General features: G+C 72.1%; 13 protein-coding genes. 7 read left to right on the forward strand and 6 right to left on the reverse strand.

The window, feature by feature from the left end:
• Together J0670_RS01275 and J0670_RS01280 are read right to left on the reverse strand one after the other, a co-directional pair.
• Positions 1-711: SDR family NAD(P)-dependent oxidoreductase (locus J0670_RS01275; RefSeq protein ID WP_207808743.1), on the reverse strand; the 711-nt coding region annotated here is incomplete at its 3' end.
• A 43-nt stretch (positions 712-754) separates the two neighbouring features.
• Complete coding sequence (locus J0670_RS01280; RefSeq protein WP_243436349.1) at positions 755-1,489, reverse strand: SDR family oxidoreductase; 735 nt, start codon at positions 1,487-1,489, stop codon at positions 755-757.
• Between the two features lie 203 nt (positions 1,490-1,692).
• Between J0670_RS01280 and J0670_RS01285 the strand changes: the two genes are divergently transcribed.
• A complete protein-coding gene (locus J0670_RS01285) occupies positions 1,693-2,499 on the forward strand; it encodes a helix-turn-helix transcriptional regulator (RefSeq protein ID WP_207808747.1) in 807 nt (268 codons plus the stop codon).
• Positions 2,500-2,857: 358 nt separating this feature from the next.
• A complete protein-coding gene (locus J0670_RS01290) occupies positions 2,858-3,694 on the forward strand; it encodes an alpha/beta fold hydrolase (RefSeq protein WP_207808749.1) in 837 nt (278 codons plus the stop codon).
• 169 nt (positions 3,695-3,863) lie between these two features.
• Here the strand turns inward: J0670_RS01290 and J0670_RS38810 are convergent, their stop codons facing one another.
• Both J0670_RS38810 and J0670_RS01300 read right to left on the reverse strand, forming a co-directional pair.
• Positions 3,864-5,171 (reverse strand): helix-turn-helix domain-containing protein, encoded by a 1,308-nt coding sequence (locus J0670_RS38810; RefSeq protein WP_307806333.1) that lies wholly within the window; start codon positions 5,169-5,171, stop codon positions 3,864-3,866.
• A 501-nt stretch (positions 5,172-5,672) separates the two neighbouring features.
• Entirely contained in the window at positions 5,673-6,098 is a 426-nt protein-coding gene (locus tag J0670_RS01300) for an organic hydroperoxide resistance protein (protein ID WP_207808750.1), read from the reverse strand.
• 203 nt (positions 6,099-6,301) lie between these two features.
• Between J0670_RS01300 and J0670_RS01305 the strand changes: the two genes are divergently transcribed.
• Both J0670_RS01305 and J0670_RS01310 read left to right on the forward strand, forming a co-directional pair.
• Positions 6,302-7,093 carry an AAA family ATPase gene (locus J0670_RS01305; RefSeq protein WP_207808752.1) on the forward strand — a complete coding sequence of 264 codons (792 nt, stop codon included), beginning with the start codon at positions 6,302-6,304 and terminating at the stop codon, positions 7,091-7,093.
• A gap of 6 nt (positions 7,094-7,099) precedes the next feature.
• Complete coding sequence (locus tag J0670_RS01310; protein WP_243436350.1) at positions 7,100-9,907, forward strand: helix-turn-helix transcriptional regulator; 2,808 nt, start codon at positions 7,100-7,102, stop codon at positions 9,905-9,907.
• 9 nt (positions 9,908-9,916) lie between these two features.
• Here the strand turns inward: J0670_RS01310 and J0670_RS01315 are convergent, their stop codons facing one another.
• Entirely contained in the window at positions 9,917-10,732 is an 816-nt protein-coding gene (locus J0670_RS01315; RefSeq protein WP_207808753.1) for an alpha/beta hydrolase, read from the reverse strand.
• Positions 10,733-10,971: 239 nt separating this feature from the next.
• Between J0670_RS01315 and J0670_RS01320 the strand changes: the two genes are divergently transcribed.
• The gene (locus tag J0670_RS01320; protein ID WP_207808754.1) at positions 10,972-12,039 is read left to right on the forward strand and encodes an alpha/beta fold hydrolase; all 1,068 of its coding nucleotides are present in this window, start codon (positions 10,972-10,974) and stop codon (positions 12,037-12,039) included.
• 34 nt (positions 12,040-12,073) lie between these two features.
• The gene (locus J0670_RS01325) at positions 12,074-12,274 is read left to right on the forward strand and encodes a hypothetical protein (RefSeq protein ID WP_207808755.1); all 201 of its coding nucleotides are present in this window, start codon (positions 12,074-12,076) and stop codon (positions 12,272-12,274) included.
• Positions 12,275-12,349: 75 nt separating this feature from the next.
• On the opposite strand, the gene J0670_RS01330 is transcribed toward J0670_RS01325, so the two are convergent.
• Entirely contained in the window at positions 12,350-13,225 is an 876-nt protein-coding gene (locus tag J0670_RS01330; protein ID WP_207808756.1) for a PhzF family phenazine biosynthesis protein, read from the reverse strand.
• Between the two features lie 447 nt (positions 13,226-13,672).
• Here J0670_RS01330 and J0670_RS01335 point away from each other — a divergent pair, with 447 nt between their 5' ends.
• Positions 13,673-16,462, forward strand: a complete 2,790-nt coding sequence (locus J0670_RS01335) for an AAA family ATPase (RefSeq protein WP_207808757.1) — start codon at positions 13,673-13,675, stop codon at positions 16,460-16,462.
• Positions 16,463-16,490 lie beyond the last annotated feature (28 nt).

Raw genomic sequence — 16,490 nt, forward strand, 5'->3', positions numbered from 1 at the left:
GAAGCTTGATCGCGCGGAGCTGAGCCAGACGACGGCGTCGGCGATCTCCTCGGCGCGGGCGATGCGGCCCATCGGGTGCGCGGCGACGATCGACTTCATGGGCTCGGTGTCCGGGTCCATGGCCGCGATCATCGGGGTCTCGACCAGGCCGGGTGCGACGGCGTTGACGCGGATGCCGTGCGGCGCGGCCTCCAGGGCGGTGCTCTTGGTCATGGAGATCACGGCCGCCTTGGTGGCGGTGTAGCCGGAGAAGCCGGTGACGCCGACGAGACCGGCGCCGGAGGCCATGTTCACGATGACGCCGGAGCCCTGCTCGACCATGCGCTTCAGCTCGTGCTTCATCGACAGGAACGCGCCGCGCGTGTTGGTAGCGAGCATCCGGTCGAGCATGTCGACGTCGTACTCCCAGGTGTTCTGGAACTCGCCGTCGTAGCCGGCGTTGTTGAGCGCGATGTCGAGCCGGCCGGTGCCCTCGGCCGCCGCCGCGACCGCCTGCTCCACGGCGTCCTCCCGGGTGACGTCGGCCAGGACGTACCGGGCGGTGCCGCCGATGGCCTCGGCGAGGCGCACGGTCTCCTTCAGGGGCTCCTCGGTGCGGCCGACGACGGTCACGATCGCGCCTTCGGCCGCGAACGCCAGGGCACTGGCCCGGCCGATCCCGCTGCCTCCTCCGGTGATCAGTACGGTCTTCCCCGCGAACTGCTGTGTCATGGTCCTGTTTACCTTCCTGCGTGCCGGTGCGTGTGGGGTGGGCTCAGCCCTGGAGCGAGGCCGTGGAGCGGACGACGAGTTCGTTGACGTCGACGCCGTCGGGCTGGTCGACCGCGTAGCCGATGGCGTCCGCGATGGCCGAGGCGTCGAGCCCGACCCCGTCGAGCGCGTCGCGGATCGCGTCCTGGTACCGGTCCGTGCCTCCGGAGTGGGTGAGCTCGGTGCGGGTGAGACCGGGGCAGACGACGGTGACGCGGATGTCGGGGGTCTCCTGGCGCAGCCCTTCGGAGACGGCACGCACGGCGTACTTCGTCGCGGAGTACACGACGCCCGTGGGGTCGACCCGCTGGGCGGCGGTGGAGGCGACGTTGACGATCTGCCCGCGGCGACGCTCGCGCATCGACGGCAGGACGGCCGCGATGCCGTGCAGCACACCGCGCAGGTTCACGTCGATCATCCGGTTCCACTCGTCGACCCGGAGCTCCTCGACCAGGGACAGCGGCATGATGCCCGCGTTGTTGACCAGGACGTCGAGCCGGCCGTGCCGGGCGAGCACGTCGTCGACGACGCCGCGCACGCTGTCGAGGTCGGTGACGTCCAGCTCCGCGTACTCCGCCTCGTACCCGGCCTCCTTCAACTCGGCCGCCAGCCGGGCGAGGCGCTCCACCCGGCGGGCGCCGAGGACGACGTGGTGCCCGGACGCGGCCAGCCTGCGGGCGGTGGCCTCGCCGATACCGCTGGAGGCTCCGGTGATCAGGACGATCTTGGATGTGCTCATGACTCGTTCCCTTCGAGGTCCCGGAAGAGGTGGGTGTCGGTTGCGACGCATCCAGATCACCACCGCCGCGAAGCCCGCGGCAGACGGGAACCGAACCCTGGGCACGGCGTACGGGGGGTACGGCTTACCCCCCTCAGGGCCCCCGGGGCGCAGGCGCCCGGCCTGCCCCCACAGGCCTGGCGGGTCCGCTAGTCTCGCCAGCCATGACCGACAGTGACCTGCGGGACTTCCTGCGCTCCCGCCGCGCCCGCGTCACCCCCGAGGCCGCGGGCCTGCCCCGCCCTCCCGGGATCCGCCGCGTCCCCGGCCTGCGCCGCGAGGAGGTCGCCCAGCTCGCCGGAGTGAGCGTCGACTACTACGTACGCCTCGAACGCGGCCGCAACCCGCACGCCTCCGCCGCCGTCCTGGACGCCGTGGCCCGCGCCCTGAAACTGGACCCGGCCGAACGCGACCACCTCTTCGCCCTCGCCAGACCCGCCCGACGACAGCCCCGGCAAGCGCCCGAAACGGTACGCCCCGGCCTGCTCCACGCCCTCGACAACATCACCGGCATCCCCGCCCTGATCCTCGACCACCGCCTCGACGTCCTGGCCATGAACCGGCTGGCCCGCACCTTCTACCCGAGCTTCGACCAACTGCCGCCGGGTGCATGGAACATGGCCCGCTTCATGTTCCTCGACACCGCCGCCCGCGAGCTGTACGCCGACTGGGCCGAGACCGCCCGCGAGAACGTCGGCATGCTGCGCCTCCACGCCGGCCGCAACCCGCAGGACGAGCACCTCGCCCGCCTCGTCGACGACCTGACCGCCGACCCCGACTTCCGCCGCCTCTGGAACGACCAGAACGTGTACCGGCCCACCTACGGCACCAAGCGCTACCGCCACCCCGTCGTCGGCGAACTCACCCTCGGCTTCGAGGCGTTCACACCCGCCGGCGCCCCGCACCAGACCCTCGGCCTGTACCCCGTCGAGCCCGGATCACCCTCCGAGGTTGCACTCCGCATGCTCTGACGCACCGTTCCGTTGCGACCACCGGATGCCCGGTGCCCGAGACCTCGGCCGCGGACGGTCCACCGCCCGCTCGGGGTTCGGGCACGGAACGTCCGCATCGGCCGCGAGACCCTGCGCTACGGGCCTGGGCGTGCACGGTACGCGCGAGCGCATGTCCGCGGTGACCGCTTCGGTCGGCCATTGCGGTCCGGTCACGGTCCGGAGAACAACACAAACCACGGCCTCCGTGCACGGCTCCGCCCGCATTCGGCGCTCTCGGACGAGAACGGGTTCCCTCCGAGGCAACAAGCCGGCGGCGGCCGCCCCTAGCGTGTGACCCATCGCAGCCCACACGCTGTCCGAAAGATAGGGAAACCCCATGCCGTTCATCACCGTTGGCCAGGAGAACTCCACCTCCATCGACCTCTACTACGAGGACCACGGCACCGGGCAGCCGGTCGTCCTCATCCACGGGTTCCCGCTGAGCGGGCACTCCTGGGAGCGGCAGAGCGCCGAGCTGCTCGACGCCGGCTACCGGGTCATCACCTACGACCGCCGCGGCTTCGGCCAGTCCTCGCAGCCGACCACCGGCTACGACTACGACACCTTCGCCGCCGACCTCAACACCGTGCTGGAGACCCTCGACCTGCGCGACGCCGTGCTGGTCGGCTTCTCGATGGGCACCGGCGAGGTCGCCCGCTACGTGTCCACCTACGGTTCGGCCCGCATCGCCAAGGTCGCCTTCCTGGCCTCCCTGGAGCCGTTCCTGCTCAAGACCGACGACAACCCGGACGGCGTCGCCCCGAAGGACTTCTTCGACGGCATCGTCGCCGCCGTGAAGGCCGACCGGTACGCCTACTACACCGCCTTCTACCAGGACTTCTACAACCTGGACGAGAACCTCGGCAGCCGGATCAGCGAGGAGGCCGTCCGCAACAGCTGGAACGTCGCCGCGAGCGGCGGCTCCTTCGCCGCCTCGGCCGCCCCGACCACCTGGTACACGGACTTCCGCGCCGACATCCCGCGCATCGACGTCCCCACCCTCATCCTCCACGGCACCGGCGACCGCATCCTGCCCGTGGAGAACACCGCCCGGCCGTTCCACAAGGCCCTGCCCTCCGCCGAGTACGTGGAGATCGAGGGCGCCCCGCACGGCCTGCTCTGGACCCACGCCGAGGAAGTCAACACCGCGCTGCTCGCCTTCCTCGCGAAGTGACCCGGACGGCCGCGCTCCCCCGACCGCGGCCGTCCGTCCCCTCGTCGGTACCGCCGCCACCGCCCCAGGCCCGCACGGCGACGGCGGTACCGACCACACACCCGCGCCCGGCGCCCGCTCAAGCGGGCGCCGGGCGCGAACCATGCCAGGCCGGCCAGGCCGCGGAGCTTCAACTCGTCTGACGTGTCGTCCCGTTGGTGACGGCGGTCGCCACGCTGACGGCGATCCAGAGCACCTCGGCGACGCCGGGCTCGCACGAACAGTTCGCCGTCGGCCCGCAGTACGAGACCACCCACGTCCACGTCACACCCGGCACCGAGCAGGCCCTCGTGACCAGTTGGACGTCCACCTTCGGCTGCACCACGCCCGTCCCGTCCCCGTTCGGCACCGAGCGCACCGGCTGGCTGGTGACCGACCTCGACCAGCCGGTCGGTGTCGTTCGTCGCGGGCTCTGAGCGGACGGGCACGGAGGCGTGCCGGGTGGGGGCATGGCGGTCTTTCGGACGGCATCGGACGTTCGGGGACCACGGGTCGACGGGTGGGGACGGCGGGCGCTCTCGCCGGACAGCCGGACGTCGACGGGGTGGCGGTGGCGGTGACGGGGGCAGGAGGCCGGATTGTGGCCGTCGGTCTGTGCGGCGTAGGCCTGCCACTCGCGGGGCGAGACCCCGAAGGCGTCCCGGAACGACCGGCTGAAGTGGGAGTGGCTGACGAATCCCCAGCGGTGCGCGACGGCGGACACACTGGCCCGCCGATGGGACGGACGCCCCAGATCCCGGCGGCAGGCGTCCAGCCGGCGCCGCCGCACCCACTGGCCCACGGTCATCCCGTCCCGCTGGAAGAGCTTGTGGAGGTAGCGCACCGAGATCTGCTGCGACCGGGCGATCGACTCGGGCGAGAGGTCCGGATCGGCGAGGTTCTGCTCGATGTGGGCGCGGATCCGGGACAGCAACTCGGCCGTGCCGTTCGGGTATTCCGGGCTCTCCCGGTCGAGCAGCTCGGTCACCAGGACGGCGATGATGTCGGAGGCGCTGCGCGCGAGGTGGTGGCCCAGCCGGGCCCGGTGGGCCCGCGCCTGAGTGGCCAGGGTGCGGAGGAACTGGGAGGCGAGCGAGCCGATCCCCTCGCTCGCCCGCGCCAGCAGCCCGCCCGCGCGCCGGACGTCGCTCTGCCGGACGCCCAGGTAGAAGCAGGGGACCCGGAAGCGAACCATCCGGCACTCGGAGTCCTGCAACAGGCCCGCCGGGTGCGGGGTGGTGCCGATCAGCAGGTCCCCCGGGACCAGCACGGTGCTGGCCCCGCCGCGTCGGACGGAGGCCGCACCGTGGACGTGCAGGGCGACGTAGAGGCAGTCCTCGGGATCGGTTCCGGGCGGCGGGGAGAGGATGTCGATGCAGCCCTCGCCGCCGTCGGGGGCGGCCTGGTCGAGCTGGTGGTACTCGATTTCGGGCTTGGGTGAGGGACCCGACGGGATCACGGGGGGCTCCGACCGTTTCGAATCGTTCAGTACTGGGTGCTGGGTGGGGCGGCGATCACGCGCTTGCCGGTCAGGTCGACCCCGGACAGGACCTCGATTGCCGTGGCTCACTTGTCGAAGGGGGTGGTGATGAGCGTCATGGAAAGAAAATCTGTCCTCTCGGTGCTGACTGGTCGTCGGGACGTGGAAAGGTTCCGTGCCGGAGACTCCCCGGTCCGCTCCCCAAACCCTGACGCGCGGACCGAGTGCGGGGCATCAGTCAAATGACGTTCGTCTCTCGGGCTCAGCCCGTTTCACCGTAGGCGGCCAGGCGGCCTCCTGGCGCCCCGTGCAGGACATCCTGACGAAGCGTTGAACACGGTGCTCTTGCTGCGCTCGGTACGTCGCCGCCGACCGTGGTTCTCGTCCTGTTTCCGGCGTATCCGTTCCTTCCTGAGAGTGCGCCTCCGTCTGTCCGCGCGTGCGTGGGCAGACGGAGGCGCACTCTGACGTCGCAGGCGCTCAGACGGCGGTGGCGTTGATGGTGACGGGGATGTTGCCCCGGGTCGCCTTGGAGTAGGGGCAGATCCGGTGGGCGGCCTCGGCGAGTTCCTCGGCGGTGCGCTGGTCGACGCCGCCGAGACGCGGGGTCAGCGTGGCCAGGAGCGAGAACTCGCCGTCGTCGCCGTGGTGGAGGGTGACCTCGGCGGTGATCTCGGTGCTGGTCAGCCTGATCTTGCGCTGGGCGGCGGCGCGGCGGAGAGCACCGAGGAAGCAGGCGGCCCAGCCCGCGGCGAAGAGCTGTTCCGGGTTGGTGGCGCCGCCGGCTCCGCCCAGTTCCTTGGGGATGGACAGGCGGTGCTCGAGCAGCCCGTCGGTGGAGCGGGCGGTGCCGCCGTTGCGGCCCTCGCCGGTGACTTCGACCGTGGCGGTGTAGTTGACAGGCATCGTGGGGTCTCCTTACGTCGGTGTCCTGAACGGCTGTCCTCAAACTCGCTGGTGGCGGCGGCCCGTCGAGCCCGTGCCGGACACTGGTCGCCCCCGGCCCGGGTACTGGCCAGGGTTCGACACTGGCTCGACGGGCCCGTGGTTCCGGGATCGTGATCGGTGGACGCCGACCGGCTTCCATTGCGGCGAAGGAGCTGACGAGGGTGGAGCCTGTTGGCAAGGACGGGCCGGACGTGACGGGGAATCCGTTGTCGCCGCCGCTGCGCGGACGCGCCCGTGAACAGGAAGTACTCGATGAGCTGTTGCTCGACCTGCGCCGCGGACACAGCCGCGTGCTGGTCCTGCGCGGGGAGTCCGGCGTCGGCAAGACCGCCCTGCTCACCTATCTGGCGGGCCGCGCCCCGGCGGGCCGCGTCGTCCGCACGGTCGGGGTGGAAACCGACCCCGAGATCGCGTACTCGGCTCTCCGGCAGACGTGCGCTCCGCTGCTGGACCATCTGGACCGGTTGCCGGCGACGCAGCGAGCCGCTCTGGCGACGGCGCTGGAGCTGGGGATGGGGATGGAGCTCGGACCGAGCGATGGCGAATCGCCCGACTGGCTGCTGACCGGACTGGCCGTGCTGGGGCTGTTCGCCGAAGCCGCCGCTGACGAGCCGCTGGTCTGTGTCGTGGACGACGCGCAGTGGATCGACGGGATCTCCGCGGTCGTCCTCGCGTTCGTCGCCCGTCGGCTCGACGCCGAGTCCGTGGCCCTGGTCTTCGCCGTGTCCACCTCGGCGTCGGCCCGCACGCCGACCAACACCGGACTCCTTGCCGGCCTGCCGGAACTACAGGTGGACGGGCTCCGCGACGACGACGCCCGGGCGTTGCTCGACTCGGTGCTGCCCGGTCCGGTGCACCCCCGCGTGCGGGACGCGATCGTCGCCGAAGCACGCGGCAACCCGCTGGCGCTGACGGAGCTGCCGCGCGGTGAGAGCGAAATCAGGAAGGGGTAGGGGGACATGACCGGGTTGCGGCGATGGGGCGTCACCACGGCGATGGTGGGCCGCGAGGACGAGCAGGCGGAGCTCGTGGCGTTCGTGAAGTCCGCCACGGGCCAGGCGCTCGTCCTGCGGGGGGAGACGGGGGTCGGCAAGAGTTCGCTGCTGGGCCACGCCGCCGCGCTCGCGGAGCAGGAGGGACACGTCGTCATCCGGGCCGCCGGTGTCGAGGCGGAGTCCGAGCTGCCCTATGCCGGGCTGCACCAGTTCCTCCATCCGCTGCTCGCCGACGTCGCGCGGCTGGACGACGGGACCCGGGCGGTGTTCGACGCCGTGTTCCGCGGAGTGCCGGGCGATCCGCCGTCGGTCATGACGCTCGGCATCGCCGTTCTCAGCCTGCTGTCGCTCTCCGCCGCGCAGCGGCCGCTGCTGCTGGTCCTCGACGACGGGCAGTGGCTGGACGACTCCAGCGCCGACGTCTGCGGCTTCGTGGGCCGGCGCCTGGCCGGCAGCCCGGCGAAGATGCTGGTCGCGGTCCGCACCGACCTCACGTCGCGCTTCGACACCGCCGCACTGCCCGAACTGCCGATCGCCGCCCTCGCCGACGAGGACGCGGCACGCCTGCTGGACCACCGGTACCCGCATCTGAGCCGACAGGTCCGCCGAACCGTCCTGGAGCAGGCCCGGGGCAACCCGCTGGCCCTGCTGGAGCTGCCCGCCCACCTCGCCGGCCGGACGGGCGACCTCCCGGCCGAGGAGCTGATCGCCCAGCACGGCGTACCGCTGCCCCGGCGGCTGCAACGGCTGTACGGCGCCCGCATCGCCGGCCTCGCCGAGCCCGTCCGCTCCGAACTGCTGAGGGGCGCGCTCGACGGCGCCGGAACCCCGAGCGGCACCGACACCGTCCCCGGCACCCGCTACCGGATGCGCGACGCCGACCCGGCGGTGGCCGCCGGGCTGCTGGACATCGACGTGGTCACCGGCGACCTCGTCTTCCGCCACCCGCTGGTGCGTTCCGCCGTCGTGCAGATGGCCACTCCCAACCAGCGCCGCGCCGCGCACCTGGCGCTGGCGCACGTCCACCGGGAGAACCTCGAACGCCGGGCGACGCACCTGGCGGCGGCCACGGTCGATCCGGACGAGGACGTCGCCGGCGTCCTGGAGGCCGCGGCCGAGTCGGCGACCCGGCGCGGCGGCGCGCTGGCCGCCGTGGCCTGGCTGACGCGGGCCGCCGAGCTCAGCGAGAACCGCACCGGCCGCTCCCGGCGGCTGGCCGACGCGGCCTTCGTCGCCGCTCACGCCGCCCGCCTCGGCCAGGCGCACCGACTGGTCCAGGCGGACCTCGCGCCCGGTTCGGCGGAGTCGCCGGCCTCGGTGCTGGCGGCCGCCTACCAGGCGCTCTACCAGGACGGGGACGTCCGCTCCACCCACCGGCAGGTCTCGGCCGCGATCGAGAAGCTGCGGGACGCCGGGACGGCCTCCGGCTCGGCCGAGCCGGAGGAGGTCCTCACCCGGCTGGTGATCCTGCTCCTGGCGATCAGCCAGTACAGCGGGGACCGCGCGGTCTGGGAGAGCACCCGCGCGCTCCTCGACTCGCTCGGCGCCCTGGTCACCGAACGCGTCCGCCTCTACAGCGGCACCTGGAGCGACGTGACCAGGCACGGAGCGGGCTGGGCCGAGCCGCTGCGCCGGACCGCCGCGGACCTGTCGGACCTGGACCCCTGGGACATCACTCGGCACGCCACGGCCGCCTACCACCTCGACATCCTGAGCCACTACCGCCCCCACCTCCAGCGGGTGGTGGACCGCGAGCTGGAGACCGGAGCCGTGGCCACCGGCATGGTCATGCTGCACCAGATCATGCTCGACCAGATGACGGTCGGCGAGTGGGCCCAGGCCGAGGAGACCGGACAGCGCGGCCTGGACCTGGCCACCGAGCACGGCCACCATCTGTTCGCCGCCCAGAGCCGCGCGTACCTGGCCCAGCTCGCCGCGCTGCGCGGGCAATTCGGGCAGGCGCGGGACCTCCAGGCCGAGGTGGACGCCTGGGCCCGCCCGCGCGGACTGGGCTTCCTGACCCAGGTCGCCGACTCGGCCGGCGCGACCGCCGCGCTGAGCTCCGGCGACTACGAGACCGCCTACCTCTACGCCATCGGCATCACCCAGCCGGGCACCTTCCGGCCCTACGCCTACCAGGCCTCGCGCACTCTGCTCGATCTCGTCGAGGCCGCCCAGCACACCGGACGCGTCGAGCAGGCCCGGGCACACGCCCTCGCCGCCCGCGACGCCGGCCTGCCGTCCGTGTCGCCCCGCCTGGGGCTGATCACCCACGGCGCGCTGGCGATGACCGCCGAGAACGAACGGGAGGCCGCCGAGATGTTCGCGCGGGCCGAATCCCACCCGGACGCCGCCCGCTTCCCGTTCGAGCTGGCCCGGATCCGGCTCGCGCACGGCATCCGGGTGCGCCACGTCCAGGGCCCGACGGCGGCGCGGCGGTACGTGGTCCCGGCGGCCGAGGCGTTCGAGCGGCTCGGTGCGGCCGGCTGGACCGAGCGGGCCCGGGCCGAACTGCGCGCCACCGGGGCCCCACCCCGCGCCTCGACGCCGAACCTGGCCTCGCTGACCTGGCAGGAACGCCGCATCGCCGAGCTGGCCGCCGGCGGCCTGACGAACAAGGAGATCGGCGAGCGGATGCACCTGTCGCCGCGTACCGTCAGCTCGCACCTGTACCGCGTCTTCCCCAAGCTGGGCATCACGGCCCGGGCGGCGCTGCGCGACGCGCTGAGCCGGACTGACGCGCTGGGCCGGACCGACGTGGCGCAGGTCTGATGCCCGCGTTCAGTCCTGCGCGGTCACGGCCTCGACGCCGTTGGCGGCCAGCCAGACGAGGACGTGGTCGGCGACCGAGCGCCAGCCACTGTCGAACACCAGGGAGTGCCCCCGATCGGCGAACTGCTTCAGATCGGTCACGGCACAGGAGTCGCCGTAGAGCTTGTAGACCGAGCGGGTCACGGCGTCCGGGACGATCCGGTCCTCCTGGCCGGACACGAGCAGGAGCGGCCCGCGCGCCGAATTGGCCGTGTCCACGACGGTGTCGGCCGGCCCGGCGGCGGTGCGGTCGAGCCCGAGGTCCGCGAGCAGCCGGAGCGGGGCCGGGACGGCGTACCGGTCGAAGAGCTTCGCGGCCTCCTCCTCTCCGACCGCGTTGACGACGACGTGTCTGAACCGGGCGCGCGGCAGCAGCTCGAAGCCCGGGTGCCGGGTCGGGCCGGCCGACATCAGCGACCACGGCCGGGGCCGGCCGTCGTCCAGCGGCACACCGCCGGCCGGCAACGGCGCGAGGGCGACGGCGGCGCGGCCGAGGTCGGCCGCGAGGAGGTGCTGGGCGATGAGGCCGCCGGCCGAATGCCCGATGAGCACCGGCGGGTTGTCGAAGGAACGCACGATCTCCTCGTAGTGGGCCGTCAGCGCGGCGAGCCCGAGGTCGCCCAGCGGGCCGGGATCGCGGCGGACCTGGTCCGCGGTGGGGGCTTCGCCGGGCCAGCCCGGAACGCACACCGCGTAACCGTGCGCGGTGAACCGTTCGGCCCAGCCCTCCCAGGAGGACATGTGGAACCACGCACCGTGGATGAGGACGACGGGGGTTTGCTTCACGGCCAGACCTTCCGATTGCACACACGACGATCCGCCGGCATCGCGGCGCTCCTTCGAGGATCACCAGGCGGTAGGACGGCGGAAACAGTCGAATGACTGAATCTGGCGGCCCGACAGGTCCTTCGTGCGTCCGCGCGCGCGTCCGCGACTTCGTGCGTCTCGACGTCATGTGACCGATGCGTCGGGCCGGTGACCGAAGAACAGTGGAGGCATCAGCGGGTCTCCAGGAAGGATCAGACATGATCAACAGGCGTACCTTCACCAAAGCGGTCGGTCTCGGCGTGGGCGCCACGGCTGTGTCGGTCGGCGCGGCATCGAACGCGCCCGCCGCCTTCGCGGCCGGGTCCGACCGGTCCGGCCGCCCGGCCCCGGTCATCCCGGCCATCGCCCCGGGCACCCACACCACGTTCACCGACCTGAAGCGGGTCCAGGCCGGCGTGCTCGACATCGGCTACGCCGAGGCCGGGCCGAAGCACGGGCCCGTGGTCATCTGCCTGCACGGCTGGCCCTACGACATCCACAGCTATGTCGACGTGGCGCCACTGCTGGCGGACGCCGGCTACCGGGTGATCGTGCCGTACCTGCGGGGCCACGGCACCACGACCTTCCTGTCCCCGACGACCGTCCGCACCGGGCAGCAGTCCGCGATCGCCCTCGACATCGTCGCCCTGATGGACGCCCTGAAGATCCACGAGGCGGTGCTGGCAGGCTTCGACTGGGGCTCGCGGGCCGCCGGCACCATCGCGGCGCTGTGGCCGGAGCGGGTCAAGGCCCTGGTGGCGGTGAGCGGTTACCTCATCGTCAACATCCCTTCGCAGAAGAACCCGCTGCCGCCGAAGGCCGAGCACACCTGGTGGTACCAGTACTACTTCGCCACCGACCGCGGCCGCGTCGCCATGGAGACCAGGCAGAACCGGCACGACCTGTGCCGGCTGGTGTGGGACGAGGTGTCCCCGACCTGGAAGTTCGACGACGCCACCTTCGAGCGCACCGCCGCGGCGTTCGAGAACCCCGACTACGCCGCCATCGTGATCCACAACTACCGCTGGCGCCTGGGCCTGGCCGACGGCGAGCGCCGCTACGACCGCTACGAGCAGCTGCTCGCGGCCCGGCCGGCCATCACCGTGCCGACCGTCGCCCTGGACCCCGCCCTCGACCCGTTCCTGGCCACGACCGACGGCACCGGGTACCGGAAGTTCTTCACCGGCCGGTACGAGCACCGCGTGCTCACCGGCATCGGCCACAACGCGCCGCAGGAGGCGCCGACGGCGTTCGCCCAGGCCGTGGTGGACGCCGACCATCTGTGACCCACAAGCGTGTCGACCACATGGAGGTACGAACGTGAGTGATCCCGATCCCGGCACGCACGAACAGGCGGCGGAGATCCGCAAGGCCCGATTCGGCGCGCTCCCGGAACGTGTCCCCTTCGAGGACATGGTCGAGGAGAAGGCGGTGCCGCCGGCATATCAGGCGGTGGACGCCCATGACCCCGACGCGCTGGCGGTCAGGTTCTCCTGCCTGGCAGCGGATCTGGGCCTCTGAGCACGGCAGGTCAGGCATGACGCGGCACTGGCGACAAGGCGTTCGGGTCCAAGGAGTCCCAGGAGGTCTCCATTCTCAGGTCCGGTCGACCTTCTCGCCCATCATGAGCTGCCCTTTCAGCAAGGTGCGCACCCCGCCACCGACGCTTGCGAATACGCCTCCATCAGCATTCCTGCGGACTTCCACTCGCAATCTGGAGAAGCCGAGTTCGGCGGTTCCCTGGACGATCTCGAACACCAGGGGCTCGCCAATCGGCCCACTGTGCGCAAGCCATCCGGCCATTGCCAGCGCGGCCGAGCCCGTGGCCGGGTCTTCCGCGCAAACCGGCTCGGGAACAAAGACCCGAGCGCGGATTTCAGGCAATTGCGGAACGAACACCGCCACCCCGAAAACGCCGGCCAGCCCGGGCACCCTCTCGGCGAGCGCCGCAACCTTGTGCGGCAGAGCCTCGGCCGACTCCAGATCGGCGGCGCTCACGGGGAGGCAGGCGAACCCGAGTCCGGCCGATGCCAATCTCACGGGCCCCACCGCCGCGTCCGGAGCAAGCCCAACCGCTTCACATACGGACTCCGAAGCGACAGGTGAGCTCACCTGACAGGCCCGTTCCTCCAATACCGCGCTTTCCCCCGCCGATCCCACCTGCGCGTGAACGATTCCGCTCCGAGTGCGCAGCGCTACCCGGCCGGGCCGGGCCAGGCCCTGCCGCACCGCCACTGCGGCTGCTCCCACAAGGGGATGACCTGCGAAGTCCAACTCGACATAGGGGGTGAAGATCCGCACCTCCACCTCTCCCCCACCACCGCCGCGCAGGAAGACGGTCTCCGGCATGGCCAGGCGGGCCGCCAGGCGCTGCATCAGCGCATCGTCACATGCCGCACCGCACATGACCACTCCGAGTGGCCCTCCGGTCAGCGGCTCATTCCCGAATACCTCGACCAGTTCAAACTCCATGCACCCGTCATCACCAGGACTCTGCACTCGCGGATCCATGCACTCATCAAGACTCCCCATGCGTTGGACGCTATATCCAATCTGGACCAAGTGTCCAATAGGACGATCCGAGGCCGCCCGCGCCACCCTCTGATCCGGCGGCACACCTGCGCCACCGAGAGCCGGGAGGACGGATCCGGTCCACGCCCTCCGCCCTCCCGGCTCGTCCCTCTCCGCGAGAGATCCGGTCTCCGAGAGAGATCCGGTGCCTGATCACGCGATCGTGTAGCCTTTCCGACGCCCCGAAGAAGGAGTTCGACATGGTGAGCGACGACGACATCCCGCACTGAGCCGCCGTGCCCCGAAGGCGTTCTGATCGACAGTCCGCTGCTCGGCGTCGCTTCGTCCTCCCGTTCACCTCACCTGCGATCGAGCGCGTCGCTCGGCAGGCTCTCCCCGAACACAGTCATGCCGCACTCTCCTGTCCTCGCCTCCGGCCGGGCCGCCCCGCCGTCACGCCCGCGTATCGACCGCAGGGAGGATCCGACGCTGTTCGGACGGCGCACGGAGTGCGCGCGACTGGACGCCCTGCTGAAGGCCATGCGGGACGGTCGTAGCGACGTTCTCGTCGTGCTGGGCGAGGCCGGTGTCGGGAAGACCGCCCTGCTCGACCACGCCCTGCGGACCGGTGCGGACGCACGGATCCTGCGAGTCGCCGGGGTCGAGTCCGAAGTGGACCTGCCCTACGCCGCCCTGCACCAGCTGTGCCTCCCGTTGCTGGACGGGGTCGACCGTCTCCCCACGCCCCAGGCCGAGGCGCTGGCCACTGTGTTCGGCCTGCGGAACGGGGATGCGCCGAGCCCCTTCCTCGTCGGCCTCGGAGTACTCAATCTGCTCGCCGAGGCGGGGCGCGGACAGCCGCTGCTGTGCGTGGTGGACGACGCGCACTGGCTCGACGACGCCTCGGCCCAGGTGGTGGCCTTCGTGGCGCGTCGGCTTCGGGCCGAGGCGGTCCTCATGCTGATCGCGACCCGTGAGCCGGTCGCCAGTATGCGCGGCCTGGGCGAGTTGACGGTTCAGGGCCTCGACCCGGACGCCGCGCAGCAGCTGTTGGACTCCGTGGTGCGCTGGCCACTCGACGGCGGTGTCCGCTCCGCGATCCTCGCCGAGGCCCGGGGCAACCCACTGGCGTTGCGGGAGCTTTCGCTCGCCTCGCCCGACCGGCTCGCCGGCGGATTCGGCCTGCTCGAAGCCGCCGCACTGTCGGCACGGATCGAGGAGAGCTTCCGGCGCCGGACCGCCGAACTGCCCGCCGATTCCCGGGAACTGCTGCTGCTCGCGGCTGCCGACTCGGCCGGCGATCCGGTGCTGATCTGGCGGGCCGCCGCGGCCCTCGGGCTGAGTCCGCGGGCCGGGAGCGCTGCTGAAGCGGCGGAGTTGATCACGATCGGAGTTCGGGTCGCGTTCCGCCATCCGCTGGTGCGCTCCGCCGTGTACCGCGCGGCCACGGCGGACGCCCGGCGCCGGGTCCACCGGGCCCTCGCCGGGGCGATGTCGCAGGAAGCGGATCAGGACCGCCGTGCCTGGCACCTCGCCCACGCTACCGAGCACCACGACGAGGCGGTGGCAGCGGAGTTGGAGGCATCGGCGGACCGGGCGCAGTCCCGTGGCGGACTGGCCGCGGCGGCCGCGTTCCTGGAGCGCGCGGCCGAGCTGACGGCGGACCCGGCGCTGCGCGCCGAGCGCGAACTCGCCGCCGCCAGGGACAAGTACCACGCGGGTGCTCCGGAGGGGGCACGGGCCCTGCTCGACAGGGTGGAGTCCGGCCCGCACGACGAGCTGCGATCGGCCCACGTCGGTCAGTTGAGGGGGTACCTGGCGTTCGCCGCCGGAGACACCGCCCAGGCCCCCGGGTTGTTGCTGGACACGGCACAGCGGTTGGAGCGGCTCGACCCGGTCCTGTCCCGCGAGACCTACCTGGACTCCATCACCTACGCGCTGCTGGCCGGCCGCTACGCCGACAGCGCGACCGTGTCGCGTGTGGCCGTTGCCGCGGCAACGGCGCCTCCACCGGGCCGGCCGCCGCGTCCGCAGGACCTCCTGCTCGACGCGTACGCCGTGCTGTTCACCGAAGGCCATGCCAAGGGGACCCCGCTGGTGCGGCGCGCCCTGGACGCGTTCCGCCACGACGGGCTGTCGCTGGAGGAGGGGACGCGCTGGCTCGTCGTCGCCACCCACGGTGCGTACGAGGTCTGGGACGACGAGGCGTGGGAGGCGCTCACCGAGCTGAACGTCCGCAGTACCCGGGCCAACGGCGCGCTGACCATGTTGCCGGTCGTGTTGACCCAGCGGATCGCCGCTCATCTGCACGCCGGCCAGTTCCGGGCGGCGGCCGACCTGCTCGAAGAGTCCGAGGTCGTTGCCGAGGCGACGGGAATCGCCCGCCCCGCTTACGACGCCGCGGCGGTGGCCGCCTGGCGCGGCCAGGCTCGGGCCCGCGATCTGATCCGGGCCGCCGAGAGCACCGCGGTCGAACGAGGCGAGGGCCTCGGGGTCACTCTGATCAACTACACGAACGCCGTCCTGCACAACGGTCTCGGCCGCTTCGCCGAGGCCAGGGACGCCGCCGCGTCGGCGGCCGCGAACCCCGCAGAGACCGCGTTCGCCTCCTGGGCCCTGAGTGAGCTGGTCGAGGCGGCGGTCCGCTGCGGCGACCGGGCCCTGGCGGAACGGGCCGTGGAACGGCTCGTCCGCACCACCACGCCCAGCGCGACGGAGTGGAGCCTGGGAACCGAGGCACGTTCGCGCGCCCTGATCAGCGAAGGCTCCGCGGCCGACGGGCTCTACCGCGAGGCGATCGACCGGCTCGGGCGCAGCCGCGGCGCGGTCGCGCTGGCCCGGGCCCATCTGCTCCACGGCGAATGGCTGCGTCGGCAGGGCCGCCAGCCGGACGCCCGCGGGCAGCTGAGCGCGGCGCACGACATGTTCGTGGAGATCGGCGCCGAAGCGTTCGCCGAACGCACCCGCCGTGAACTCGCCGAGTGCGGAGTCTCGGTGTCGCCGCCTGCCGCGCAACGGGCGGTCGAGCTGACGGAGCAGGAGAGCCGGATCGCCAGGCGCGCACGGGACGGCCGTTCGAACGCGGAGATCGGCGCCGAGCTCTTCCTCAGTGCCCGTACGGTCGAGTGGCACCTGCGCAAGGTGTTCACCAAGCTCGGCATCGGCTCACGGCGGGAGTTGCGCACCGTGCTGCCGTAGGCGTCGCACGGGCCCGCCGGACATCGGC

Source organism: Streptomyces sp. FH025, from assembly GCF_017427025.1.
GTDB lineage: Bacteria > Actinomycetota > Actinomycetes > Streptomycetales > Streptomycetaceae > Kitasatospora.

Bases quoted from the DNA above. Each gene is read 5' to 3' on its own strand.
- J0670_RS01280 (WP_243436349.1), bottom strand. From the start codon at position 1,489: ATGAGCACATCCAAGATCGTCCTGATCACCGGAGCCTCCAGCGGTATC.
- J0670_RS01285 (WP_207808747.1), top strand. From the start codon at position 1,693: ATGACCGACAGTGACCTGCGGGACTTCCTGCGCTCCCGCCGCGCCCGC.
- J0670_RS01290 (WP_207808749.1), top strand. From the start codon at position 2,858: ATGCCGTTCATCACCGTTGGCCAGGAGAACTCCACCTCCATCGACCTC.
- J0670_RS01300 (WP_207808750.1), bottom strand. From the start codon at position 6,098: ATGCCTGTCAACTACACCGCCACGGTCGAAGTCACCGGCGAGGGCCGC.
- J0670_RS01310 (WP_243436350.1), top strand. From the start codon at position 7,100: ATGACCGGGTTGCGGCGATGGGGCGTCACCACGGCGATGGTGGGCCGC.
- J0670_RS01320 (WP_207808754.1), top strand. From the start codon at position 10,972: ATGATCAACAGGCGTACCTTCACCAAAGCGGTCGGTCTCGGCGTGGGC.
- J0670_RS01330 (WP_207808756.1), bottom strand. From the start codon at position 13,225: ATGGAGTTTGAACTGGTCGAGGTATTCGGGAATGAGCCGCTGACCGGA.
- J0670_RS01335 (WP_207808757.1), top strand. From the start codon at position 13,673: ATGCCGCACTCTCCTGTCCTCGCCTCCGGCCGGGCCGCCCCGCCGTCA.